Genomic DNA, 24,972 nt, shown 5'->3' with positions numbered 1-24,972 from the left:
TACATATTGGATTCCGGGCTTGATCTGTGCCCGCCTGGTGTGGTGGGGGAGCTCTATGTGTCGGGCGCCGGGCTGGCGCGCGGATATCACGGCCGGCCCGGGCTGACCGCGTCGCGCTTCGTGGCGAGCCCGTTCGGGGACGGAGAGCGGCTCTATCGGACCGGCGACCGAGGCGCCTGGCGGTCGGATGGCCAGCTCGTCTATCACGGTCGCGCCGACAATCAGGTGAAGCTGCGCGGCTTCCGCATCGAGCCGGCGGAGATCGAGGCGGCGCTGCTCGACCAGCCCGAGGTGGCGCAGGCCGCAGTGGTGGTACGCGGCACGGACGCTGATGCGCGCCTCGTCGGCTATGTAGTGGTGGCCCCAGGCACGGACATAGACGTGACAGTGCTGCGGACCCGCCTCGCCGGGCGGTTGCCGGGCTACATGGTGCCCGCCGCGCTGGTCGCGCTGGATCGCCTGCCGCTGACGGTCAATGGCAAACTGGACCGGACGGCGCTGCCCGAGCCGGCAGTGGTCGTGGCCGCGCACGTGGCGCCGGCCACGCCCGACGAGGTGACACTCTGTGCGATCGTCGCCGAGCTGGTCGGTGCCCCCCGGGTCGGGATGGAGGACAACTTCTTCCATCTCGGCGGTCACTCACTGCTGGCGGTGCGCCTGGTCGCCCGCCTGCGCGAGCGCCTCGACCGAGATGTCTCCGTCCGCATGGTGTTCGAGCATCCCGTTCTCCAGAATCTCGCCAACGCCATCGCAAAGACACCGCAAACCAGCAACCCGGTAGCCGCAACTCCAGACCCCGATGGCCTGCTCCAGCCGTTTGCGCTGACGCCGGTGCAACAAGCCTATTGGCTGGGCCGCCAACAGCTCGTCGCACTCGGAGAGGTAGCCTGTCACGCCTACGTCGAGCTGCGCGCGACCCGGTTCGATTCCGCACGGTTCGCCAGCGGATGGCGTCAAGCGATTGACCGCCATCCGGTGCTACGGGAAGTGATCGATACCGACGGCGTCCAGCGCGTCCTGGATGGCGAGATTCGGTTCGCGATCAAGCCAATTGACGTCAGCCATCTGTCGCCATCTCAGGCCGAGACGGAAGTGGCCCAAATCCGCCGGAAAATGTCCCATCAATTGTTGCCGCTCGACCGGGCGCCCTTGTTCGAAGTGAGAGTAACGCGGGTCGCCGATGAGGATTGGCGCATCCATATGAGCTTCGATGCACTCATTCTGGATGGTGAAAGCATCAACCTGCTCCTTGCCGAAGTCTTTGCGGTCCATGCCGGCCAGCCGCTTACGCCAGCGCCGGCCTTGACATTCCGAGACTACGTTGTCGCCCAAGACCGGAACCACACGGCCCATATGCGTGCCGAAGCCTATTGGCGCAGCCGGATCGAGACATTGCCGCCAGCGCCGGCACTGCCTCTCGCAGTAGCGCCTTCGCAGCTCAGGGATCCCCGCTTCGGTCGCCGCGCTGCTCGCCTTTCACCGACGGTCTGGAGCCGGTTGAAGCGATACGCTGCCGATGCCGGCCTTACGCCGACAAACCTGCTTCTCACAGCCTATGCCGAGGTCGTCGCGACCTGGGCCAGCGAAGACGATTTCACGCTGAACCTGACCGTCGGCAACCGTCCCGACGGATTCGACGGCGTGCTGGGCGTTTTCACGACACTGCTCCCGCTCGAGATCCGGGGTGCGCGCCGAGGATCATTCCGCGAGCGCGCTTCGGCTCAAGGTCGGCAGATGGCTGCTGATCTCGATCACCTGGCTTTCGGTGGCGTGGAGGTGCAGCGGCTCAAGGCGCAGGCGGCCGGTGACCCCGAGGCCGGCCTGTTGCCAGTGGTGTTCACCAGCGTCATCGGCGAAACGGACGTGACTCTGCCCGAGGGTGTCACGGTCGCACACGCCATCACGCAAACGCCGCAGACATGGCTCGACTGCAAGGTCTTTGAGGAAGATGTCGCCGAGGGAGTGGGGCTAGGGATTGACTGGGATGCGCCCGAGGGGCTGTTCCCGCCCGGTCTGCTCGACGACATGTTCGCCGCTTACATCCAACGACTGGAATGCCTGGCCGAGCCGGAGGCGTGGGAGGCACTGGACGCAGTACTGACGCCGCCCGAGCAACTGGCCCTTTTCGCCGCCACCAACGCGACCCGGACGGAGGCGAGCACAGACCTGCTGCATGCCGGAATGCTAGGTGCGGCCGCGCGTTATGCTGCGGAGCCGGCCCTGATCGCCGCAGACGGAACCGTCACCCACGGCTCGCTGCTAATGCGGGCCACGGCGTTGGCCCACCGATTGCTGGCCGTTTTGCGATCGGACGATACGCTGGTGGCGATCGTCATGGAAAAGGGGCCGGAACAAGTCGTGGCAGCGCTCGCCGTGCTTTTGTCCGGGAGGGCGTTCCTGCCGATCAGCGCCGGCCAGCCCGACCGACGCATCGCCGGAATCATCGATCAGGCGGGCGTCCGAGTGGCCATCACGCAGGCGCGCATCGAGCGCGGTCGGGCCTGGCAAAAAGCGGTCACGCTGCTCGATGCACCTGAAGCCGATCCGGCCGTGCCTCCACCGCCTCTGGCGGCAGAAGCACTGTCGCCGGAGGCATTGGCCTACGTCATCTACACCTCCGGTAGCACTGGCGCGCCCAAGGGAGTTGCCATTGCCCATCGCGCCGCGGTCAACACCCTGGCCGATCTCGGTCGGCGTTTCCGCATCACTGAACGCGATCGGGTGCTATGGGTTTCGTCCTTCGAATTCGATCTTTCCATCTTCGACATTTTTGGTGTTCTCGGTGCGGGTGGCGCGATCGTTATTCCCCCTGTGGAGGGCGCGCAGGATCCGGCGGTATGGGCCGATCTGATCCGGGTGCATGACGTTACCGTGTGGAATTCAGTGCCGATGGTGGCCGAACTCATGCTGGCGGCAATTCCGGCACCGCAGGTTCATTTGGCAAGCCTACGGCTAGTGTTGCTCAGCGGTGACTGGATTCCGCTTGCATTGCCGCCGCGATTGCGAACTGCGCTCGCCGAGGACTGCCAGCTCATCAGCCTCGGTGGCGCAACCGAAGCGGCGATCTGGTCGATTCTCCACCCCATCGTGCATATCCAGCCCGGCTGGATATCTATTCCCTATGGTCGGCCTCTGGCTAACCAGCAGTTCCATGTCTTGAAGCCAGATCTGTCGCCCTGTCCGGTTCACACCCCGGGCCGATTGTTCATCGCCGGAGCTGGTCTCGCCGAGGGCTATTGGCGTAATCCGGAAGAAACTGCATCCCGTTTCGTGCGTCATCCCACCACTGGCGAGCGCCTGTACGATACCGGCGATCTTGGGCGGTATCGACCGGACGGCGAGATCGAATTCCTTGGCAGGCAGGATAACCAGGTCAAGCTGCGAGGCTTCCGAATCGAACTCGGCGAGATCGAGGCGCAGATGCAGCGCCACCCTGCTGTAGAGGCTGCGGCCGTCTTGCTCGTCGCCGAGAGCAGCCGGCGTCAGTTGGTCGGATATTATGTGGGCGGCGCCTGCTCGGAGTCCGATCTGCGCGCATGGTTGGAAGATCGGCTGCCGGACTATATGACGCCGACGGCGCTGGTCCGGCTTGATGCGTTGCCGCTCACCGGAAACGGCAAGCTTGATCGCAAGGCGCTGATGGCCTGGCGACCGACCGCTTTGGCCGGCGAAGCTGCGCCGCAGACACCAGCCGAGATGTGGTTCTGCGATCAAGTCGCGAGCCTGCTCGGGTTAGAGCGTGTCGGCCCGCAGGACAACTTCTTCCATCTCGGCGGCGACAGCATCATCGCGATCCGCCTGGTCAATGCGGCACGCAACGCCGGGTTCAGCCTGGCTGCCCGCGATGTGTTTCTCCATCCAGTCATCCGCCAGATCGCCGAGCGATCCACGCCAGCGGATGCATCGGAAGACATCGAAACAGCCTTCTATTCGGCGCAAAAGCTCGCGGATCTCCAGCAAGCCCACCCCGGCGCCGAGGACTTCTGGCCACTCACACCGTTGCAACAGGGCATCTGGTTCCATGCGGCCTATGGCGGCGCAGCCGCGGACGGCGAAGACCCCTATCTCGTCCAACTCATCCTGACGTTCGAGGGTGCGCTCGACGCCGGGCGGCTGCGGCGCAGCTTCCAGGCCCTGCTGGAACGGCATCGCAGTCTGCGCGTGTCCTTCCACGAGGATGACGACAAGCGACCAGTGCAACTTGTCATGCGCGATTGCGCCCTGGCGTGGCGCGAAATCGATCTGACCCATATGGCGCCGGAACCGCAGGCCAACCAGGTCGACGCCTTGGCGCGCGTCGATCGCGCAGAGCGCATCGCGCTTGAGACTGCGCCTCTAATGCGTGCGACGTTGCTGAAGCTTGCGCCTGGCCGAAGCCAGCTGTTGCTGAGTCAGCATCATTTGCTCGGCGATGGCTGGGCGACGACCATTTTCTTCCGCGATCTTGTCGCGCTTTATCGGGCCGACGGCGCGGTCGGCGCCCTCCCGCCGCCGGCGGACTTCCGAGCCTATCTGGCCTGGCATGCCGGCCAGGATCGTGATGCGGCACGCGAGGCTTGGGGGCGCTACCTTGACGGGCTGGCCGAGCCGACACTGGTGGTGCCCGATGCTGACCGGACTGCTCCCGCCCATCAGGCCATGCAGGAACGGTTGATGAGCCGCACGCTGTCCACGCGGTTGAAAGAGATGGCGCGCGAGCACAGCCTTACCTTGGCAAGCGTGCTGCAAGGCGTGTGGGGCTTGACCCTGGGCTTGCTACTCAATCGTACCGACGTTTGTTTCGGCGTGGTAAGCTCCGGACGGCAAGCGCCGGTTACGGGAATCGAGGACATGCTGGGCGCTGTCATCGCGACGACGCCCGTGCGCCTGTCCCTGCGGGGAGGCCGCACCACCCTGGATCTGCTCCAAGAACTCCAGCGCGATGCGGCGAACCTCATGCCGCATCAGCATCTCTCGTTGATCGATATCCACAAGCATCTGGGCGTAGAAAGTCTGTTCGACACGCTATTCACCTACGAAAACTATCCGGTCGAACCTCCGCCGCCTGCGCAGTCCCCGGACGACCTGCCACTGACGGACGTCAGCGGCCATAACAGCAATCATTATCCGCTGAGCGTCGCGGTCCTACCGGGGCCGAAGTTGGGCCTGCGGTTTCACTACAACGCCGATCTGTTGTCCGCGGGGGACGTCCGGCGCTACGCCGATGCCTTCGTGCGATTGCTGGAACAGGTCACGCGCGCGCCGCTGCAACCGATCGCTCGTCTCGACGTGCTGCCCGCTGTCGAACGCGCGAGGTTGCTGGACGGGCTGCCGCCGCCCACTTCGCTTCCGACCGTTTCCTTGGCCTCGCTGTTCGAGAGTCAAGTGGCCTCGATGCCTGCCATGGCGGCGATCATCGATGGCGACCGAAGTATCGATTACGCAACGCTCGACGCCGAAGCCAACCGGCTGGCCTGGCACCTGATCGGGATGGGTATCGGACCGGGCGATATCGTTGCAACACAGTTCGCCCGATCCGAGCTCATGGTGCGCACGGTGCTGGCGGTAATGAAAGCCGGCGCGGCCTTCATGCCACTGGATCCGGAGCATCCACCGGAACGCCTGGCGCAGTTGCTGGCAGATGCAACGCCCAAGCTCACACTGACGACGAGCGACCTGTCGCCTCGGTTGCCAGCCCATCTCACGCGGCTCATATTGGACGATGCGATCGTTTCGTCCGAGATCGCAGACGAATCAGAGGTCGCGCCCTGGAACGAAGACCGCACGCGTCCATTACAGAGCGATCATCCGGCCTATCTTATCCACACCTCAGGCAGCACCGGTCGGCCCAAGGGTGTGCTGGTGCCGCATCGCGGACTGCCGAGCCTGGCGACCTTTCAGGCGGATCGGCTTGGGATCGGGCCGGGCGATCGTGTGGTGCAACTGGCGTCCTGCGCCTTCGACGCATCGGTTTCGGAACTGGCGATGACCGTTACGCGCGGAGCCACCCTGGTGATCGCGGGCGCTCACGAGCGCGCTGGCGACGATCTGGCCCGATTGCTTGATAGCGCCGCTATCACCCATGCCACCTTCACGCCGACCGCGTTGCAGACTCTGCCCCCGCAAGCCGGGCGGGCCTTGCAGGCGATCATCGTCGCCGGTGAAGCGTGTCCTGCCGATCTAGTCGCTGAGTGGAGCACGCGAGTCCGCCTGTTCAATGCCTATGGCCCGACGGAAGCGACCGTTTGCGCGACAATGAGCGCTCAGCTCACGAGCGATGGCGATGTCCCGATCGGTCGTGCCATTACCGGCATGCGCGTTTATGTCCTCGATAGTTCCCTGCGCCCTTGCCAATCGGGAACGATTGGAGAGTTGTACATCGGGGGCGATGCACTTGCTCAAGGCTATTTCGCGCAGCCGGCGCTCACGGCGCTGCGGTTCGTGGCGGATCCTTTTACCCGGGCTTCCGGCGCTCGCATGTACCGCACCGGCGACCTGGCGGCGTGGCGAGCTGACGGTCAACTGGATTTCCATGGTCGAGCCGATGACCAGGTAAAAATTCGCGGAGTACGTGTCGAACCTGACGAGGTGGCGGCCGCAATCGCGGCGATGCCGCTGGTCGACCAGGTCGCAGTAGATGCTGCACCGAACGTCGACGGCCGCCTGACCCTGACGGCATATGTGTTGCCTGTGCATCATGGCACTATCATTGAGGACCTGCGCCGGGCGTGCGCGATCGAACATGTCGATGCGTGGCGTGAGATTGAGGACGATGGGGTGGTGTCGGGCAACATCGCCGATCCGACCTTCGACACGCGCGGCTGGAACAGCGCCTATACGGGCGAGCCGCTGTCGAATGCGGAAATGCGAGACTATGTCGAGAGCGTCGTCGCCCGCATCAAAGACCTCGCGCCTCGTAGGGTGTTGGAAATCGGGTGTGGTGCCGGACTGATTACCTTCCCGTTGCTCGGCATGACTGGATCCTACGTCGGCATCGACATCTCCAGGCGGCGCATCGCGCATTTGCGATCGCTGCAAGCGAATGCCGCCTTGATGGATCGCATGCCCGGACTTGCCCAAGCGGTATTCCAGTGCGCGGCTGCGCACGAGATCGAACAGCTGGCTCTGGGCAGGTTCGACACGATCATTCTGGCGTCCGTCGTGCAATATTTTGCCGATGAGACCTACCTGATCGAAATCATCTCGCAATTGATCGAGACGTCGCTCGAGCCGGGCGGAACGATTTTCTTGGGCGATATCCGTCACAAGGGATTGCAGAACGCCTTTAATCTGTCCGTCGAGCGGCACCGCGGCTCTCCCGACATGGACGCAACGGAACTGCGGGAGCTCGTGCGGCGAAAGGCCGAACAGGAGCGGGAGCTGCTCCTCGATCCAGTCTTCTTCATGACATTGCGGGACCGGTTTTCGCAGATCACGCAGATCGACGTGTTGCCGAAAGCGGGCGAATTTCCCGGCGAACTGAACCAATTCCGGTACGATGTCTTGATCCGCACCGACGGGGATCCCATCGACGCCTCGGCTTTCGAATGGGTTGACGGCGGCTCGGCTAGTATCGCGTCCATCCAGGAGTGCTTGACCACGCAGCCGCAGGCCTTCGCGCTGCGTGCTGTGCCGAACGCTCTGACGATCGCATCCTTTTGCGATGCTACCTGTTTGCTCGACGGCGAGATGGCACTGCTTTCGCCAGGCGTCGAACCCAATGATTTGCGGCGCCTAGGGGAGACCCTTGGATATCGGGTCGATATCAGTCTGGCGGCTGGACATGCGGGCGCCAGCCTCGATGTCCTATTCCGCTCAGGCGACGACCGCCCCGTACAAATGCCGGGTAGCGCCGCGAGCATAGAGGTCCGTCCGCCGGTTAGAAGTCCGCTGGATAGCGCACTTGGTCAACGCATAGCGCGAAACATTCGCGAAGCGCTCGAATCCAAGCTTGCCGCGCCGTTCATTCCGCAGGACATCGTGCTGATCGACGCCTTGCCGATGACCGCGTCAGGCAAACTCAACCGGCAGGCATTGCGCGGCATGGTTCGGCGGGGATCCCGGCCAGTGCAAGCGGCCCGGAATGCCCGCGAACGCGTCCTATGTGCGATCGTTGCCGAGCTTCTGTCGCTCGATGCGGTCGATCTCGACGGCAACTTTTTTCATCTGGGTGGCGACAGCATCAGTTCGATCCGATTGGTCAGTCTCGCCCGGGAGCAAGGATTGCTGCTTTCTCCCCGCGATGTCTTCCTGCACCCGGTGCTGCGGGATCTCGCCGCAAATGCTCGCTTCGGATCACAGGAGGCTGAGCAGGAGGATGTGGCGGAAGGACATGTTGCCGCCACGCCTATAATACACCGCACCACTGACCGCAGCGAGCACTGGCGCAGCTTCCACCAGGCCAGTGTGCTGTTCACTCCCGCCAGATTGAATATTGATGCTCTGGAGCGCGCCTTAGCGGCGATCATCGCGCACCACGACGCGCTACGCCTGACGGTCAATGGGGTTGGGGAAATGTCCATTCCTGCGCCGAACCTAGGGGCACCTGTGTCGCTGCGACGGCTTATGACGGCGGGGAATACGGTCGCCGAGCGCGATGCCGCTCTGAAGTCTGCTTATACCGACGCCATTGCGCGTCTCGACCCTTCATCCGGAAGGATGGTGGAGGCGGTATGGGCCGACGCAGGACCATCTCAGCTTGGCCATCTTCTGATCGTGATCCACCATTTCGCGGTTGACGGGGCGTCCTGGCGCATCCTTGCCGAAGATCTCGCCCGCGCATACGCACAGGCCGAGAATGGTGGGCGGATCAACCTCGGTCGGAAGACGACGAGCTTCCGCCAGTGGTCGCTGGCGCAGGATGCAGCCATCTCCAGCCATCGGAACGAGCTGCCTTACTGGCAGGGGATGGTAGCGAAAGCGGGGCTTACGTTCACTTCCGACCGTCTGGATCCAAAGCAGGACCTGTTGGGAGATGCCGGCTACATCAATCGTTCTCTGCAAAGCGCGATGACCAGCGACTTGCTCACCCGCGTTCCATCTGCGTTCCGTGCGCGCATCAATGATGTGTTGTTGACAGCCTTGGTGCTGGCGGTCGCCGCCTGGAGCGAGCGCGCTGGCAGAGGCGGCCGGCCAGCATTGACGCTGGACCTGGAAGGGCATGGTCGGGAACCGCTGGACGCAGCGACTGACCTGACCCGAACCGTCGGATGGTTCACCAGCGTCTTCCCGGTGCATCTTGATGCCGGAGATATCGATCTGACTGAAGCCATGGCAGGCGGAAGCGACGCGGGGCAGGCGCTCAAGCGGATCAAGGAGCAGCTGCGCACGCTGCCTCATGCCGGCGTCGGCTATGGCTTGCTCAGGCATCTCGACGATGAAGGACGAACCGCGCTGGGCGGCAGTGCCGATCCGCAAATCGCCTTCAACTATCTTGGCCGTTTCGGTCGTCCGCGCAGAGCACAGTTTGCCCCTGCCGACAGCTACGCCGCGGTCTTCGCTGGAGCCGAGCAAGACAGGCCGTTGGATTATTTGATCAGCCTGAATTGCGCGGTGCATGAAACGCCCGAGGGGCCCCGGCTGGACGCGACTTGGCAATATGCACCCAGAGTGATCGACGAGGATGCAATCCACGCGCTTGCCGATGCATGGATCGCCGCGCTTCAGGCCCTGGTCTGTCACTCAGCGACACCCGGGGCCGGCGGGCCTTCGCCCAGCGATTTCGATCTCGTGTCGTATGATCAGGTCCAGATCGATGAGTTCGCCGCGATCGTTCCTGAATTGGATGACATATGGCCGCTCACAGCGATGCAGGCCGGCTTGCTGTTCCATTCGCAGCGGACAGCCGGGCAGCAGGACCCCTATCTCGTGCAGCTTCGTCTCGATCTCGATGGGCCGCTTGATCCGGGCAGGCTCCAACGCGCGCTTAATGCACTTGTCAAACGGCATCCCGGCCTGACCGCGCGACTAGCCCATGATCGACAGGGTCGCGCGGTGCAACTTGTTCCCTCGCAGGTTTCCCTGCCATTGAAGAGGGTTGTACTACACGATGGCACATCCGAAAGTCTGGAACGGATAGCGACCGAGGATCGCATGTGCGGTTTCGATCTCTTCGACGGATCGCTCATCCGCGCCTCGTTGATCGAGGGGGATGGCACGTGCGACCAGCTCTTGCTTACCATGCATCATATGGTTGTCGATGGATGGTCCGGGGCACTCTTGCTGCAGGAGTTGGACGCTCTCTATCGCCATGATGGTGACGGGGCCATGTTGCCGCATCCGGCCCGATTCAATTCCTATCTAGGCTGGCTTCGGGCGCAGAATGAAGAGGAAGCATGTGACGCCTGGCACGCCTATCTCGACGGCTTGGACAGCGCCCCGCTGATCGGCGACAAGGCGGCCATGCAGCACGGCGTGTCGGAGAGCGAACTCAGTCTGTCGTGCACCATGACAGCACAGCTGGAAGCGCTGGCGATAGGCGAGGGCGTCACCCTTGCGACAGTGGTGCAAGGCGCTTGGGCGCTGCTGCTGGCGCGCCTTTCGGGCCGCGAAGACTTTTGTCTGGGCGTTGTCAGTGCGGGCCGCCACGCGGCCGTGCCGAACGTCGAGCGCATTGTCGGCATGCTCATCACGACCACGCCGGTTCGCGTCAAATTGTCAAAGGACGAGCCCGTGGGTGATTTCCTGCGTCGGCAGCAGCGCGAACAGGGATCGATGATCCCCTATCAGCACCTATCGCTTTCTGAGATCAGCTTGCTAGCGGGTGGGGCGTTGTTCGACACGCTGTTCACCTTTGAGAATTTCCCTAGCGAAGGCGAACACGGCCGCGACGGAGGACTGCCGCTCGCCTCGGTCTCGGGAAGCAGTGGTACGCACTACCCGTTGAGCCTGATTGTTCAGCCCGGACCGGCGCTATCCTTCAAGCTCCATCTGTGCGGTACCTTGGCTTCCGCAGGCGGGGCTGAACTGCTGTCGCGGTTGGAGCTGCTCCTCAAATCCATGCTGGCTAATCGGCAGGCCGATGTGGCGGAGCTCGACCCGTTCTTGCCCGGAGAAAAAGTTAGACTGACGCAGGCCAACAACGAGACCGTCGCAACGGTCGCCGCCGGTACGGTGGTCGACTTGTTCGAGGCGACCGTCGCCCGCTTCCCCGAACATGGGGCAGTGACCCACATGGGGACGACGCTGAGCTACCGCGAGCTTGACGAGCAAGCCAACAGGCTGGCCTGGCGCCTGATTGCCGAGGGGGTGGGCCCCGGCGATGTGGTGGCCATTCAGTTACCCCGCGGCACGGGCTCGATTGTGACTATCCTCGCCGTTCTGAAGGCGGGAGGCGCCTATCTTCCGATCGAGCACGACCTTCCGGACTTACGCAGAGATTTCGCGTTCGAGCAGACACGACCCGCAGTCATCGTCACGACGAGTGACCTGGCGGCGACGCTCGCGCCTTCGCGGGTCAGTACGGCCATCGCCGTCGATGCCCCCGAAACGCTATCGGATCTTGCGCAACGATCGCCGCGACCTCCAAGCGCGACCGACCGCTGCACTCCGCTCTTGCCGCAGCACCCAGCCTATCTCATTTACACGTCGGGCAGCACTGGTCAGCCGAAGGCAGTCGTCAACAGTCATGCCAATCTGATGCACCTGATGGCTGCCGCCGATCGATTCGACTTCACTGAAACCGATGTCTGGACGTGGTTCCATTCTTACGCCTTCGACTTTTCGGTTTGGGAGATTTGGGGGCCGTTACTGCGGGGGGGGCGGCTGGTTGTCGTGCCGCAGGAGAAGTCGCGAGCGCCCGAGGTTTTCCTTGCGCTACTGACAGATGAGCAGGTGACGATTCTCAATCAAACGCCAAGCGCCTTTGCGCGTCTGCTTCCCTTTAATGGTGACGGTACAGGACTGTCGGTCCGAAAGCTCATCCTGGGCGGCGAAATCTGCTCGCCTCAAGCAGCGGGAGCATGGGCGCGCGCTTGCGCAGTCCACAACGGCTATGGCCCGACCGAAACCACGGTCTTCGCCACCATGAGCCCGGCGCTGGACGGAACGTGCCAGCCGCCCATCGGCACGCCGATCGCGAATGTCCGGACCTACGTACTGGATGAGCGGCTTCGGCCATGTCCGAAAGGAGTGATCGGCGATCTCTACATCGCCGGAACGGGTCTCGCGCATGGTTATCACGCGTGCCCGGCGCTCACAGCCACGCGTCTCATCGCCAATCCTTTTGAGGATGGACAGCGCCTGTATCGCACGGGTGATCGCGCCTGCTGGAACGACAACGACCAGTTGATGTTCCACGGTCGTCAAGACGGTCAGGTCAAATTGCGAGGCTTCCGCATCGAGCTGGGTGAAATCGAATCTGCATTATGTGCCCGGTCCGATGTCGCTCAGGCCGCGGTACGCGTCAGAGACGACGCCAAAAGGGCTCAGCTCATGGCTTGGTTGGTTCCATCGGGTCCGGTCATGCCTGACATCGAAGCAGTCAGAAGCGAGCTCGCGAAGGCTCTGCCGCACTATATGATCCCAGGCCTGTGGCGTGTCGTAAGGGAAATGCCGCTCACGCCCAATGGCAAGGTCGACTTCACGGCCTTGTCTGCGAAACCTCAGCATATACTCCGCGCCGATGTTGCTCCACGCGCGAGTGCGCCGGAAGAACGGGCGCTTTGCGCTATCGTCGCGGATATCCTCGGGATAGAGGAAGTTGTCCCGACCGATAATTTCTTCGATCTCGGCGGCCATTCGCTGCTCGCCGCGCAATTGGCCGTGCAGGTCAGCGCGAAGCTAGGTCGCGATCTGTCGATCGATACCATCTTCAGTCATCCGGTGATCGCCGAAATGGCGAAGCGGATCGGCGTAGTGGCCGAGCCTGGCGCCGCCTTCGATGTTATCCTTCCTATTCGATCTGAAGGCGCACGCGCACCACTCTTTTGTCTGCATCCAGGAACCGGCCTGTGCTGGCCCTATACGAATCTGCTAGCAATTCTCGATTCCGATCAGCCGCTCTACGGCATCCAGTCGCGCGGATTCCTGACTGACGCGCCTTTGGCGACCTCCTTTCTGGACGTGGTCGACATCAGCTTGGCGGCGATCCGTTCGATCCAGCCGGCCGGTCCTTATCACTTGGCCGGCTGGTCGTTTGGCGGGAGCGTTGCCCATGCGATCGCCACGCGCCTGCGCGCCGTGGGAGAAGCGGTCGAGCGGGTGTTGCTCTTCGACGCCTTCCCCCCGGTCCCCGATACATCGCCCACGGAACCCGGCGACGTTTGGAGTGAAATCGCGCATGGCGCCGATCTCAGGACGACGACCGCACCGCGCGATGCCGGACAGTTGCTCGCTCTGGCCAAGGCACAGGGGCATGTGTTTGGGAGTTTTTCGGTCGAGCAGTTGCAGGCCATGGCCCGCGTCGTAACCAACAATGCCCATCTTTTATGGGAGGCGCGCTTGGATCGGTTCGACGGCGAGGTGATCCTGTTCGAGGCGACCCGAGTCACGCCCGGTCTTGATCGATCCTTCGCCGATGCGGAGGCATGGCGCTCCTTAAGCGGCACGCTGCGGGTCATACAGGTGGACGCGGAGCATCATCATATGCTGTCGTCGGCGGCGGTCAGGCAGATTCGGGGAAGACTGTGACTATCGATGATCTGCAGGCACGTTTTGCAGCCCTTTGTGTGACGGCCGGCCTTGATTTGCGCGAAGGACAGGAGTTGATCGTGTCTGCCCCCATTGAAGCCCAGCCATTCGTGGGCCAGGTCGCCCGAGCCGCCTATCGGGCCGGAGCGCCGCTCGTAACTTGCCTATACGAGGACCCCTCCCTGATCCGCGCGCGTTTCGATCATGGCGCAGACGAGGCGTTGGACCGCGCTCCCGGCTGGCTCTCCGATGGTGTTGTCAAAGCCTATGAAGGTGGTGCGGCAAGGCTTTTTGTCTACGGCCCCTATCCGGATCTGCTGACGGGTGTCGCGCCCGAGCGGATCGGTCGCATGCACGCAGCCATGGCGGCAGCCTCTGCTGCAGAGGGCGCTTTCACCGCGGATCTGCGCGTGAATTGGTGCGCTGTCCCCTTCGTAACCCAGAGCTGGGCGCGAATGGTCTATCCGGCGCTGCCGATCGCCAAGGCGACTGCGAGACTTTGGGATGATGTTTTCGATGTCGTGCGCGTTAAGTCCGCCGATCCCATCGCCGCCTGGCGTGACCATCTGGCGGTTTTGGAAACGCGATGCCAAGGTCTTCAAGCCCTTGACCTCAGCGCGCTCCATTTCTTCGGCGGCGGCACGGATCTGAGAGTCGGACTGGCCGAGGGCCATCAATGGGTGGGTGGTCGATCTCGAGCCGCCAACGGCGCGCTTCCGGTCTGCAACTTCCCAACTGAGGAAGTCTTCACCTGCCCACATCGTGACCAGGTCGAAGGCAGGTTGGCGGCCTCGCGTCCGATCGCCCTGGGGGGGATCGTCGTAGACGGCCTGGTCGTGACCTTCCGCAACGGGGTCGCTGAGCATGTCGAGGCGCGGGAAGGCCGGGAGATGCTGGAGGGGCTGCTTTCCGGAGATGAGGGCGCAAGGCGGCTGGGCGAAGTTGGCTTGGTGCCGTGCAACTCGCCGGTAGCACGCAAGGAGGTGCTTTTCTACAATACGCTCCTCGACGAGAACGCCGCTAACCACATCGCCTTCGGCCAGTCATACTCCGCCTGCATCGAAGCCGGGCGCGACCCTAACATCGCCGGCGCGAACACCAGCGCCCTGCACATCGACTGCATGATCGGCCATGACGCGATGGATGTAGACGGCGTTCTGAAGAGCGGCGAGCGGCGAGCGATCATGCGGGCCGGCGATTTCGTTTTGGATTGACCGGCCGACCGAGGGGCCTCCTCAGCTCGGTCGCGTCAAAGCCTGACTGAGCGTGCCGGGCGCGAAGTCCTGGCTTCGCCCGAGCGTTCGCCGTGTCGTTTCAAGGGCGGGGCCCACCTCAACCCGATCGGCGAGCGTGCGCATTTGATCGCGCAGCGCTTCGGTCAGCTGCTCATCCTTGCCGTCCCACGACCATGGAACTCGGCGTCGCATAGCCGGAATATCGTGAGCAAGACGACGGACCTCCGACTGCAGCACGTCAGAATAGGTGAGGCTTTCCAAGCTGATCGTGAGATGCAGCGAGTGCTCATCTGTGCATCGGGCAGCGTGCATGACGCCGCGTGGAAGGTAAAGAACATCGCCGAGTTGCATCACCAAGCTTTTCCCCGAGCCTAGAGGCTTGTAACGCTTCGGTTCCCAAGGGGTATCTGCGGGAGGTAGGCGCGTCTGATCGGTGTAATCTTCGAAGATCGTCCAATCTTTCGTGCCACCGCACTGGACGACAAATCCATCGGTGATGTCGAAATGAGCAGGGAAACCCGCACCACCCATCGGGGCCAAGTATAGGTTCACTTGGCACTTGGCTAGGAAAAGCTGCTCGAGTTGGCGCACTGTATGTTCAATCGACTGACTTGCGTTCTGAAGGTCCCGGACGCGAACCATTGCCCCCTGACGAAGCTGGTCAATGAGTACCGCTAGTTGCGAACGGCCCGTCTTGTGCTGGAGATCGCCAAAGCGGACCAACCGGCCATTGGTGAAAACGTCAATCGATTCCGGCCTAATCCTAGCGGAACCAACATCATATTCGAGTTGATCAGATGTATAAAATAGGTTTGAAATGTCATATTGAGAGAATGCACCGGGGTAATGCGACCAATTAGTCTCACGTACCTCCTCATTAAAATGATCGATTGCTTTATCCCCAATAATCCGGAGAAGTTTGATTTGGTCCCCGTAATTCAAAGGTTTCTGGTCGGTATTCATTGTAAAACTCTATCTTAAGAGATTTCATTGAGCGAACAATTTTCGCCGGTAATAGAAGATCCAAGCTCCATCGATGGGAGAAAGCCTAGACTACCACAGCAAGGATCGAACCATCTCAACAGATTTGGATTCAACGAATTTGGAGCAGAGGTTGGTGACGTGACCTTCAGATTTCACTTCAGGAGCGATCGCTGTCCCAGCCTGACTGGCATGCCCGAAACCGTAGCATGATCGTTCTCTACAAACGAGGTGATTTCGGCTACTCATACGTTGGTTAGAATCGAATTAGGTCGAGCCTCGTTTCGGAGAGGCGGACCATTTAGGATCGCCTTGACGCAGGCTATAACCGGCTCGTCGTGTATAGGCGATCGATGGAGGTAGTGGTGGGGGTATTTCGAGGGTGAATAAAGAGCAAACATAGGTAAATCAATGGGATATCGTACATCTTTAGACCCCTCCTCCAGCAGCTCAGCGCCCGAAGGCGAGCGTGGACTCTTCCAATCGTTTTTCTCGACATTGGTAAAGTTCGATGGGCGTCACCGCGTCTACGACGCGGTTTGGCAGCGGTTCAGTCAGGAGATCCGCCTCCTTCTCGACAATCGCTATGTCTACCATCCCTTCTGGCAGCATCAGAACGGTGTTTCAGGTTACGAGGACTGGGAGCACAAACTCGAGCGCGGTCGCATAGCCATCAATCACGCCTTGCGCGAACACGATACGGTGCGGATCCTGTCGATCCTGTTCGATCGGCTCTACGTCCTGCGAAATCAGCTGGTGCACGGCGGCGCGACCTGGAACAGCGATGTCAACCGCGACCAAGTGAGGGACGGAGCGTCGCTCCTTGGCTGCCTTCTACCGATCTTCGTCGATCTAATGATGGACAATCCCCAGCATGAATGGCCGATGCCGAACTATCCGGTGGTGGACTGAGCCTACACGTTGCCATTGCGGCCGAATTCACTCCGCAGCTTTCAGGAGTAGAATCGGCTCATTCTGCTCCTCTCGCGCTGCCTTCAACCACTCTCGCGGAGTAACGCCGTCGCGCTTAAGTTGGGCAAGCGGCGCCGCGCGGGTAGCAGCGATTGCTTCGCGCTGGCGCCAGCGCTGGGCGATAGGTGCCGCTTCGTCGACAGCAGCGGCGAGGGCGCCCGCCCATTCCAGCGAAGCCCGGTCGATGGAAGATGGAATTCGTGCCATCACCAGATCGACCTTACCTACGGTTCCGGTCAACCCCTCGATTTGGCGCGCATTCTCACTTGCCGCCGAGCTTGCTGCCTCGCTTTCGTTGCACGCCATTAGACAGGCAACCCGCAGGCCTCCAGCTAGTGCGAGTGCATCGACAATGGGATCCGCCAGATCAAATTCGGGCGGCATGGCGAAGAGCAATTCCCGCGCGCGTCCCTCAAACCTGTCCTGATGCGGCCGCGTCGCCTGTGCGACGTCAAGCCAGACCTGGGTAGCGCGCTCCTGGTTCGACATTAGCCAGGCTTCCTCAAACAGCCTGACCTGAGATCGCAATGCCGAGAATTCACTGGCCAGCTGATCCTGTCGAATGCGCTCCACCGCAGCGAGTATCCGGTCTGTACTTTCTGTAAGCGCAGCCAGAGTTTGCTCGACCCGCGACAGGCGTGCATTCATGATCCCGAACCCGACCAGCGACACACCTATTCCCGTTGCGCTGAGCGCCAAATTGGCAACGCCGAGGTTTTCCAGCGTCTGCATGCCACTTGCCAGGGCGTCGACCTTACTCTCGACCCTTTTAACTCCGCGCCGAATAATCTCATTCTGGACATTTCCGCCGAGCGAGCTTGCCAACTGTGTGCCAGCGACCGCAGCTCCGGCGATCGGGTTGCCGGTCGTCATGCTCGTTTTGGCAAATGTGCTGCCAGCTCCCGACACAGACTCAAGCAAAGCTCCGGCGGCTCCGGTCTCCTGAAGATATGAATGAATCTTGCCCTTGAGCGGGCCAGCAGCATGGCGGACGACGGAACCTACGATCCTGAGCTTCCCGGCCTTGATCCCCGTTGCTGCATCGAGTGATGCGACGAACAGTCCTCCGACATCGCTCATAGGGCCATGCTCCGCGCCTCGTTGCCTACGCTTTCCACCACTGCAATAAGTTGTCCCATCAGTGGAGGTGGATCGCCTGCTGGAGCCATCCACGCCGTCTCGATTCGTGCCTGTGCGGAACGGCGGAGACGATCATGGAGACCCGCGCCGCTCTGCAATTTCTGACTCGCGGCTTCACTTGCCTCCCCGACCACTGAAAGCGCCCAGCTGCCCCATTCCTTCGCACTCTTCACGAGATCCTGGTTGGAGATAGTTTCCATCATTGTGGCTAGTCTGCCGGTGGAGGTTGTAACGGATCCCTTAGGTGCATCCACTTTGGGTTCACCTTGGACCTCGGGTTCAAGCGATGGCATTTGGAGCACGCTCAGGCTTTCCAGCAGCGCATCTGCGAGCGCGTTGTATCCGGGGTTGATCGTACGCAACTGTTCAGCAGCGCCCCCGAACAGCTTCTCAAGCTCGCTGACGATTATTTCGCGCATTACAACGTCGACCCTGTCGCGAGTAAAACTGGCAGGATCCCAGAGCGTCTCAACAATCCCGGCCTCCGCAAGGCGCTCTTCCACCCCGCGCTTGGCTTCCAATCCAGCACGATTGACGATGCCCCAGATTGCCATGATTAAGTCGTCGCGCCACGCCAGGGTAGCCTGGCGTCTTTCCAGCAAATCGAGATCCATCAATTCCCCCTTCTCAAGTGCTAGATTGCGGAAATGTTTGCTGAACACCAATCAAAATTCGCTGGACGGCTGTCGGTGCGACCATTTCTGACGTAGGAGCACTGGATGGGAGCACGGAAGGGATGCCGTGTGATGATAAATGTCGTTAGCTTTTGCTTACTGGCTGTGCTCCTAGTGCTCACTGTTGGGCTCTTGGCCGCATTGCTGGAACTCATCGTAAGAGCGGTGCTGACGGTTGGGGTGGCTTTTACCTTCGCTCTCGCTATCGGGATATTTAGCTCATCCGAGCTGGATAGCGGTGTTGGAAATGGCACCGTCGCCTTTGTGCTCGCTCTAATCCCGACTTTCTACTTCATCAGCCGGATGCGCGCCGCGCAGTCCGCACGGAAGGTAAGGCAAGGCGGGAATGACCTATCAAGTTGCAAAGATTTCCAGGCAGTCGCCAAGAGGGATTCCACGTTAAAGAGACGCAAAGGACGCAAAGTATCCTTTGCAGACAAGGCGCTTAGCAAAGCGTGGGATGAAGCGATGCGTCTCGCCCCATGCGCACAACTGGATGCTGCGCGCGAGGCCTGCGCTCAATTCATGTGCGCCAGCGCGAGCGCCAAGGTGCTTGATGTGGAGGTAATCGATTATACCGTCTTCATTCGTCGTCAGGTTCCCGGGGTGGTGCGCGAAACGATCGAATTGGTCGCGCTCTTGGAACCACCTGAGCGCGAGCGTGCGATTTCGAATTTGATCGGTGATCTTATCGCCGTTGGTAAAGGCGCTCGCCTTCAACTTGATAGGCTGGCTAAACCACTGCGGGATCAACTTGCAGCGCGCAGGTTGCGCATGGGTGGCGCAACGGGACAATTACAAGACATACTACGGCCAGAAGGCTGAATTCGGTCAGACTGCTCTGAGTCATCTTGTGCAATTTTGCGACAAAAATGGTCATATAATGTGTGGATCGATGTCGAACTGACTTGCTCCTACCGATCAGGCAGTTAGCAATGTTCCGTGATGACCAAGCGCCTCAGTAATCTCGATCGCACATTGAAGCTTGTGCACGCGCTTACGCAGAGCATCGAAGGTTTGACTCTCGACGAAATGGCGTCCTTGCTTGAGGTCAACCGGCGAACAGTCGAACGCTTGCGAAACGTCATTCTGATTCATTTCGATCTCGAAGAAACAATCGACGGCCGGATCAAGCGATTTCGGATTAAGGACAGCCCGGGACGTGCCTATGCAAGGCCGAGTTCTTCTGAGGTTGCTGCACTTCAGTCCGTGGTCGATGCTGGACGCCGCGAAGGTACGGTCAACAGCGAAGCGCTTGAGAAGTTGCTCTCCAAGATCAAGATTGCCTTCGATAGCGCGGAAAGGCGTCGGCTGGACAACGACCTCGATCTGCTCACCCGCCTGTTCCCCGTCAGCACCAATGGCACAGATTTGAGGTTGTGATTTAAGGAGGATTTGGGTCTCGTCGTAGTGACGAAGGAACGAAGATGAGACCCAAATCCTCCAATGCAAAATCGCGCACCAAGGCCTCTGCGGAAGCGGTGGTGAAGGACATCCGCCGGGCCACCCGGCGGCACTTCTCGGCCGAGGACAAGATCCGCATTGTGCTCGATGGACTGCGCGGCGATGACAGCATTGCCGAGCTGTGCCGCAAGGAAGGCATCGCCCAGAGCCTCTATTACACCTGGTCGAAGGAGTTCATGGAAGCGGGCAAGCGGCGCTTGGCCGGCGATACTGCCCGTGCCGCGACCACAGATGAGGTGAAGGATCTGCGCCGGGAGACCGGCGCGCTGAAGGAGTGCGTCGCCGACCTGACGCTCGAGAACCGTCTGCTCAAAAAAAGCATTCTCGCGGATGGGGGCGACGACGAATGAGGTATCCTGCATCCGAGAAGCTGGAGATCATCAGCATCGTCGAGCAGTCGCACCTGTCCGCCAAGCGCACGCTGGACCAGCTCGGCATCGCCCGCCGGACGTTCTATCGCTGGTATGACCGCTACCTCCAAGGCGGGCCGGAAGCGCTGGAGGATCGGCCATCGGCACCGAGCCGGGTGTGGAACCGCATCGGCGAGGACATCCAGGACCAGATCGTCGAGATGGCGCTGGATCACAGTGAGCTGTCCCCGCGCGAGCTAGGGGACTGTCAGGATTTCCGTGTGTGGGCGGGCATAATGGGCAACAAGGAGACCCACTATGTCACGACGCAAAGAACCCGTTATTCCCAATGCGCTTCTCGACCAGCTTTTGGCCGGAGGCGCTGCCAGTGCCGCATTTGAACAAGGTGGCTTGCTGGATTCGCTGAAGAAGGCGCTCACGGAGCGCGCGTTAAACGCGGAGATGGATCACCATCTTGCGACAGGCGAAGGCGCCGGCAACACGCGCAACGGCTATGGCCGGAAGACCGTAATGACCGAGGCCGGCAAGCTGGAGATTGATGTCCCGCGCGACCGCCAGTCCAGCTTCGACCCGCAGTTGATAGCCAAGTATCAGCGCCGCTTTCCGGGCTTCGATGAGAAGATTGTTTCGATGTATGCGCGGGGCATGAGCACCCGGGAGATTACCGGGCATCTGCAGGATCTGTACGGCATCGATGTGTCGCCCGATCTCATCAGCACGGTGACGGACGCGGTGCTCGATGAAGTCGCCGTCTGGCAGCAACGCCCGCTCGATGCGATCTATCCGCTGGTCTTTTTCGATGCGATCCGGGTAAAAATCCGAGACGAAGGCATGGTCCGCAATAAAGCGATCCATATCGCCCTTGGCGTTCGCGCCGATGGTGCCAAGGAGGTGCTCGGACTGTGGCTTGAGCAAAACGAGGGTGCCAAGTTCTGGTTGCGGGTCATGAACGAACTGCGCAACCGTGGCACAGAGGATATCCTGCTCGCTGTCGTCGATGGCCTCAAAGGCTTTCCAGATGCGATCACAGCCGTGTTTCCCGAGGCCGTCGTTCAAACATGCATCGTCCATTTACTCCGCAATTCCATGGACTTCGTATCCTGGAAGGACCGCAAAGGCCTGGCAACGGCGCTCAAGGAGATTTACCGCGCGCCCAGCGCTGATGCTGCACAGGTGGCACTCACCGAATTCGAGGCCGGTCCCTGGGGCCAGCGTTACCCGGCTATTGGCCAGAGCTGGCGTCGCGCCTGGGCTGAGGTCATTCCGTTCTTTGCCTTTCCCGACGACGTCCGCAGGATCATCTACACCACGAACGCGATCGAGGCGTTGAACTCGAAGCTGCGCAGGGCTGTCAGGACAAGAGGACATTTCCCCAGCGACGACGCAGCAACCAAGCTGCTCTATCTGATCTTGAACAGGTCGGAAAAAGAGTGGAAGATGCCGCCTCGTGAATGGACGATGGCAAAGGCACAATTTGCAGTCATCTTCGGCGAACGCTTCATCAGAGCCATGGCCGCCTGATGATCAACCGCCCGCCCACACACGGAAATCCTGACAGTCCCGCGAGCTAGCCGTGCGCTTCACTGACGAGAAGCGCTACTTCGTGTCCGAAGCCACGGTTTACCGCCTGCTCAAGGCCCACGATCTGATCACCAGCCCGGCCTATGTCGTGATCAAGGCCGCCGATCAGTTCCACACCAAGACCACCCGGCCGAACGAGATGTGGCAGACCGACTTTACCTACTTCAAGATCATCGGTTGGGGCTGGATGTATCTGTCGACCGTGCTCGACGACTTCTCGCGCTACATCATCGCCTGGAAGCTTTGCACCAATATGCGGGCCGAGGACGTGACCGACACGCTGGACCTCGCTCTTGCGGCTTCCGGCTGCGACAGCGCCACGGTGCTGCACAAGCCCAGGCTGCTGTCGGATAATGGTCCCAGTTATATCGCGGGCGAACTGGTTGAATACAGTACCCCTCCGGCGAGGGCCGCCTTGCGTGGATAGGTATCGAGCGCTCTTAAGCGTGCTCTTGTGAGCGCGCTTAGGAGTGGTCGATGGGTCAGGTGACGGTGTTTTCGGGGCCGGAGCGGCGGCGGCGGTGGAGCGATGAGGAGCGGCTGCAGATCCTGTCCGAGGCTTTCGCGCCGGGCGCGTGCGTTGCCCAGGTGTGCCGACGGCACGATATTTCTTCGGCGCTGATCTACACCTGGCGGCGCAAGTTGCTCGATGCAGGCGTGGAGCGGGAAGCAGAGCTGCCCGAGGCACTTCCGACGCCGGTGTTCGCCGAAGCGGTGATCGACGAAGATGTGATGGCGGCCGGCGCTGCCGAGCACCCCGCGATGATCATCGACCTGCCGCGCGGCAAGCGGCTGAGCATTTTCGCGGCGGCACCGCCGGCCCTGGTCGCTGCGGCGCTGAAGGGGCTGCGATGATCCCTTCGGGCGCGCGGGTGTGGATCGCGCTCGGCCACACGGATATGCGCAAGGGCATGCAGGGCCTGGCGCTGCTGGTGCAGCAGGGTCTCAAGCGTAATCCGCACGGCGGCGATCTGTTCGTGTTCCGTGGCCGCGCAGGCTCGCTGATCAAGATCATCTGGCACGACGGGATCGGCATGTCGCTCTACGCCAAGCGGCTAGAGAAGGGCCGGTTCGTATGGCCCTCAGCGACTGAGGGAACGGTGTCGCTGACCCCCTCGCAGCTGGCCTGCCTGCTGGAGGGGATCGACTGGCGCAACCCGCAGTATACATGGCGGCCACAGAGCGCCGGATAATCGGCGCGAGGCGGTGTTTTGCCCTTGCAGCAGAGGGTGGATGATGATTCACTCCGGTCTATGGAAGCCGCCATTTCGCCCCTTCCGGACGACGTTGAAGCGCTCAAGGCGCTGGTGGCGGCGATGGCCCGCAAGGCCGATGAGGCAGAGGCCAAGCTTGCCAACGCCATGGCCCACCAGAGCGCCATCGAGGCGCTGATCGCTCACCTCAAGCTGCAGATCGCCAAGCTCAAGCGCGAGCAGTATGGCCCCAGCGCCGAACGCAGCCGCCGTCTGCTCGACCAGATGGAGCTGCAGCTCGAAGAGCTCGAGGCTGATGCCGCCGAAGACGACCTGATCGCCGAGGGAGCGGCGGCCAAGACCGCCACGGTCACCGCCTTCGAGCGCAAGCGCCCGGCAAGGAAGCCGTTCCCCGAGCATCTGCCGCGCGAGCGCGTCGTGGTGCCTGCGCCCTGTTCCTGCCCGGCATGCGGTGGGGATCGGCTCTCGAAGCTCGGCGAGGACGTCACCGAGACACTCGAGGTGATCCCGCGCTCGTGGAAGGTGATCCAGACGGTGCGCGAGAAGTTCTCGTGCCGCGACTGCGAGAAGATCGCGCAGGCCCCCGCGCCCTTCCATGTGGTGCCCCGCGGATGGGCCGGACCCAGCTTCCTCGCGATGCTCCTGTTCGAGAAGTATGGACAGCACCAGCCCCTCAACCGCCAGGCCGAGCGGTTTGCCCGCGAAGGCGTGCCGCTCAGCCTCTCGACTCTTGCCGATCAGGTCGGGGCAGCTGCCCATGCGCTGATTCCGATCTACAAGCTCATCGAGACGCATGTTCTGGCTGCAAACCGGATCCACGGTGACGATACCACCGTGCCGGTCATGGCGAAGGGCAAGACCGATACGGCGCGATTATGGGTTTACGTACGCGATGATCGTCCCTTTGCAGGCACCGATCCTCCAGCTGCCCTGTTCCACTATTCGCGCGATCGGCGCGGCGAGCACCCGCAAGCCCATCTCGCGGCATGGTCCGGCATCCTGCAGGCCGATGCCTATAGTGGCTACAACGATCTCTATCGCGGGGACCGCGCCCCCGGTCCCGTGCTGGAAGCGGGCTGCTTTGCTCATGCGAGGCGCAAGTTCTTCGAGCTCGCCGATGTCCTGAGCTCAGCCCGCAAGAAGAGCCGCGGCCAGCGCGGCAGCATCTATCCGATCGCGCTCGAAGCCGTGCAGCGTCTCGACGCCCTGTTCGACATCGAGCGCGGCATCAACGGCAAGAGTCCTGCCGAGCGGCTCGCAGTCCGTCAGGAACTCAGCGCGCCGCTGATGGCCGAGCTCCACACCTGGCTTACCGCGCAGGTCGCCAAGCTATCGCGCGGTCATGACCTCACCAAGGCCTGCTTCTACATGCTGAAGCGCTGGGATGCGTTCACCCGCTTCCTCGACGATGGCCGCATCTGCCTCACCAACAACGCCGCCGAGCGCGCGCTGCGCTGCATCCCGCTTGGCCGCAAGGCATGGCTGTTCTGCGGATCCGATCGTGGCGGGCAACGCGCCGCCATCATCTACACCCTGATCCAGACCGCGAAGCTGGGCGACGTCGATCCGCAGGCATGGCTTGCTGATGTCCTCGCACGCATCGCCGATCATCCTGCCACCCGGCTCGACGAACTCCTGCCCTGGAACTGGGCGCCCCGTCCGAACGCGATCGCCGCGTAACCCGACCTACACTCCGGTCGGCATCACGCTGCGGCCTTCACCGGACGGATAC

The 24,972-nt window shown here is 61.7% G+C and carries 12 protein-coding genes and 2 pseudogenes; 11 read left to right on the top strand and 3 right to left on the bottom strand.

Annotation, left to right across the window (positions count from 1 at the left end):
* Nucleotides 1–6 precede the first annotated feature (6 nt).
* Together D2V17_RS09310 and D2V17_RS09305 are read left to right on the top strand one after the other, a co-directional pair.
* A complete protein-coding gene (locus D2V17_RS09310) occupies nucleotides 7–13,608 on the top strand; it encodes a non-ribosomal peptide synthetase (RefSeq protein ID WP_119592712.1) in 13,602 nt (4,533 codons plus the stop codon).
* Nucleotides 13,605–14,822, top strand: coding sequence for an aminopeptidase (locus tag D2V17_RS09305; RefSeq protein WP_220474095.1), 1,218 nt, complete (start codon nucleotides 13,605–13,607; stop codon nucleotides 14,820–14,822). Before D2V17_RS09310 ends, D2V17_RS09305 begins: the two co-directional genes overlap by 4 nt.
* 21 nt (nucleotides 14,823–14,843) lie before the next feature.
* Here D2V17_RS09305 and D2V17_RS09300 read toward each other — a convergent pair whose 3' ends face one another.
* Nucleotides 14,844–15,806, bottom strand: coding sequence for a JmjC domain-containing protein (locus D2V17_RS09300; protein WP_119592710.1), 963 nt, complete (start codon nucleotides 15,804–15,806; stop codon nucleotides 14,844–14,846).
* 429 nt (nucleotides 15,807–16,235) lie between these two features.
* On the opposite strand from D2V17_RS09300, the gene D2V17_RS09295 reads away from it, so the two are divergent.
* Nucleotides 16,236–16,736: a hypothetical protein gene (locus D2V17_RS09295; protein WP_245978644.1), complete on the top strand. Its 501-nt coding sequence runs from the start codon at nucleotides 16,236–16,238 to the stop codon at nucleotides 16,734–16,736.
* Between the two features lie 27 nt (nucleotides 16,737–16,763).
* Here D2V17_RS09295 and D2V17_RS09290 read toward each other — a convergent pair whose 3' ends face one another.
* A complete protein-coding gene (locus tag D2V17_RS09290) occupies nucleotides 16,764–17,876 on the bottom strand; it encodes a hypothetical protein (RefSeq protein WP_119592709.1) in 1,113 nt (370 codons plus the stop codon).
* A complete protein-coding gene (locus D2V17_RS09285) occupies nucleotides 17,873–18,598 on the bottom strand; it encodes a hypothetical protein (RefSeq protein WP_220474094.1) in 726 nt (241 codons plus the stop codon). The genes D2V17_RS09290 and D2V17_RS09285 overlap by 4 nt, the downstream gene beginning before the upstream one ends.
* 144 nt (nucleotides 18,599–18,742) lie before the next feature.
* Between D2V17_RS09285 and D2V17_RS09280 the strand changes: the two genes are divergently transcribed.
* The 8 genes and pseudogenes from D2V17_RS09280 (at nucleotide 18,743) to tnpC (ending at nucleotide 24,920) form a co-directional block, all read left to right on the top strand.
* Nucleotides 18,743–19,435 (top strand): hypothetical protein, encoded by a 693-nt coding sequence (locus D2V17_RS09280; RefSeq protein WP_199504850.1) that lies wholly within the window; start codon nucleotides 18,743–18,745, stop codon nucleotides 19,433–19,435.
* Between the two features lie 120 nt (nucleotides 19,436–19,555).
* On the top strand, nucleotides 19,556–19,993 hold the full coding sequence (locus D2V17_RS21315) for a hypothetical protein (RefSeq protein ID WP_191229138.1): 438 nt from the start codon (nucleotides 19,556–19,558) through the stop codon (nucleotides 19,991–19,993).
* Between the two features lie 44 nt (nucleotides 19,994–20,037).
* Nucleotides 20,038–20,684, top strand: a pseudogene (locus D2V17_RS09270) (transposase); the annotation flags it as partial.
* A gap of 58 nt (nucleotides 20,685–20,742) precedes the next feature.
* Nucleotides 20,743–21,966 (top strand): IS256 family transposase, encoded by a 1,224-nt coding sequence (locus D2V17_RS09265; RefSeq protein WP_119592706.1) that lies wholly within the window; start codon nucleotides 20,743–20,745, stop codon nucleotides 21,964–21,966.
* A gap of 40 nt (nucleotides 21,967–22,006) precedes the next feature.
* A pseudogene (locus tag D2V17_RS09260) lies at nucleotides 22,007–22,450 on the top strand (transposase); the annotation flags it as partial.
* A 53-nt stretch (nucleotides 22,451–22,503) separates the two neighbouring features.
* Nucleotides 22,504–22,881 (top strand): IS66-like element accessory protein TnpA, encoded by a 378-nt coding sequence (tnpA, locus tag D2V17_RS09255; protein ID WP_066843951.1) that lies wholly within the window; start codon nucleotides 22,504–22,506, stop codon nucleotides 22,879–22,881.
* Nucleotides 22,878–23,219, top strand: coding sequence for an IS66 family insertion sequence element accessory protein TnpB (gene tnpB / locus D2V17_RS09250; protein WP_119592682.1), 342 nt, complete (start codon nucleotides 22,878–22,880; stop codon nucleotides 23,217–23,219). The genes tnpA and tnpB overlap by 4 nt, the downstream gene beginning before the upstream one ends.
* A 60-nt stretch (nucleotides 23,220–23,279) precedes the next feature.
* A complete protein-coding gene (gene tnpC / locus D2V17_RS09245) occupies nucleotides 23,280–24,920 on the top strand; it encodes an IS66 family transposase (RefSeq protein WP_119592683.1) in 1,641 nt (546 codons plus the stop codon).
* The last annotated feature ends 52 nt before the right edge of the window (nucleotides 24,921–24,972 follow it).

The sequence above is a fragment of the Aurantiacibacter xanthus genome, assembly GCF_003584015.1.
GTDB lineage: Bacteria > Pseudomonadota > Alphaproteobacteria > Sphingomonadales > Sphingomonadaceae > Alteraurantiacibacter > Alteraurantiacibacter xanthus.
The sequence above is the reverse complement of the archived record's forward strand: the minus strand, read 5'-3'. Positions and strand labels throughout refer to the sequence as shown.

Excerpts from the sequence above, each read along its gene's own strand:
- D2V17_RS09300 (WP_119592710.1), bottom strand. The coding sequence starts at position 15,806 with ATGAATACCGACCAGAAACCTTTGAATTACGGGGACCAAATCAAACTT.
- D2V17_RS09295 (WP_245978644.1), top strand. The coding sequence starts at position 16,236 with ATGGGATATCGTACATCTTTAGACCCCTCCTCCAGCAGCTCAGCGCCC.
- D2V17_RS09290 (WP_119592709.1), bottom strand. The coding sequence starts at position 17,876 with ATGAGCGATGTCGGAGGACTGTTCGTCGCATCACTCGATGCAGCAACG.
- D2V17_RS21315 (WP_191229138.1), top strand. The coding sequence starts at position 19,556 with ATGACCAAGCGCCTCAGTAATCTCGATCGCACATTGAAGCTTGTGCAC.
- D2V17_RS09265 (WP_119592706.1), top strand. The coding sequence starts at position 20,743 with ATGTCACGACGCAAAGAACCCGTTATTCCCAATGCGCTTCTCGACCAG.
- tnpA (WP_066843951.1), top strand. The coding sequence starts at position 22,504 with ATGGGTCAGGTGACGGTGTTTTCGGGGCCGGAGCGGCGGCGGCGGTGG.
- tnpB (WP_119592682.1), top strand. The coding sequence starts at position 22,878 with ATGATCCCTTCGGGCGCGCGGGTGTGGATCGCGCTCGGCCACACGGAT.
- tnpC (WP_119592683.1), top strand. The coding sequence starts at position 23,280 with ATGGAAGCCGCCATTTCGCCCCTTCCGGACGACGTTGAAGCGCTCAAG.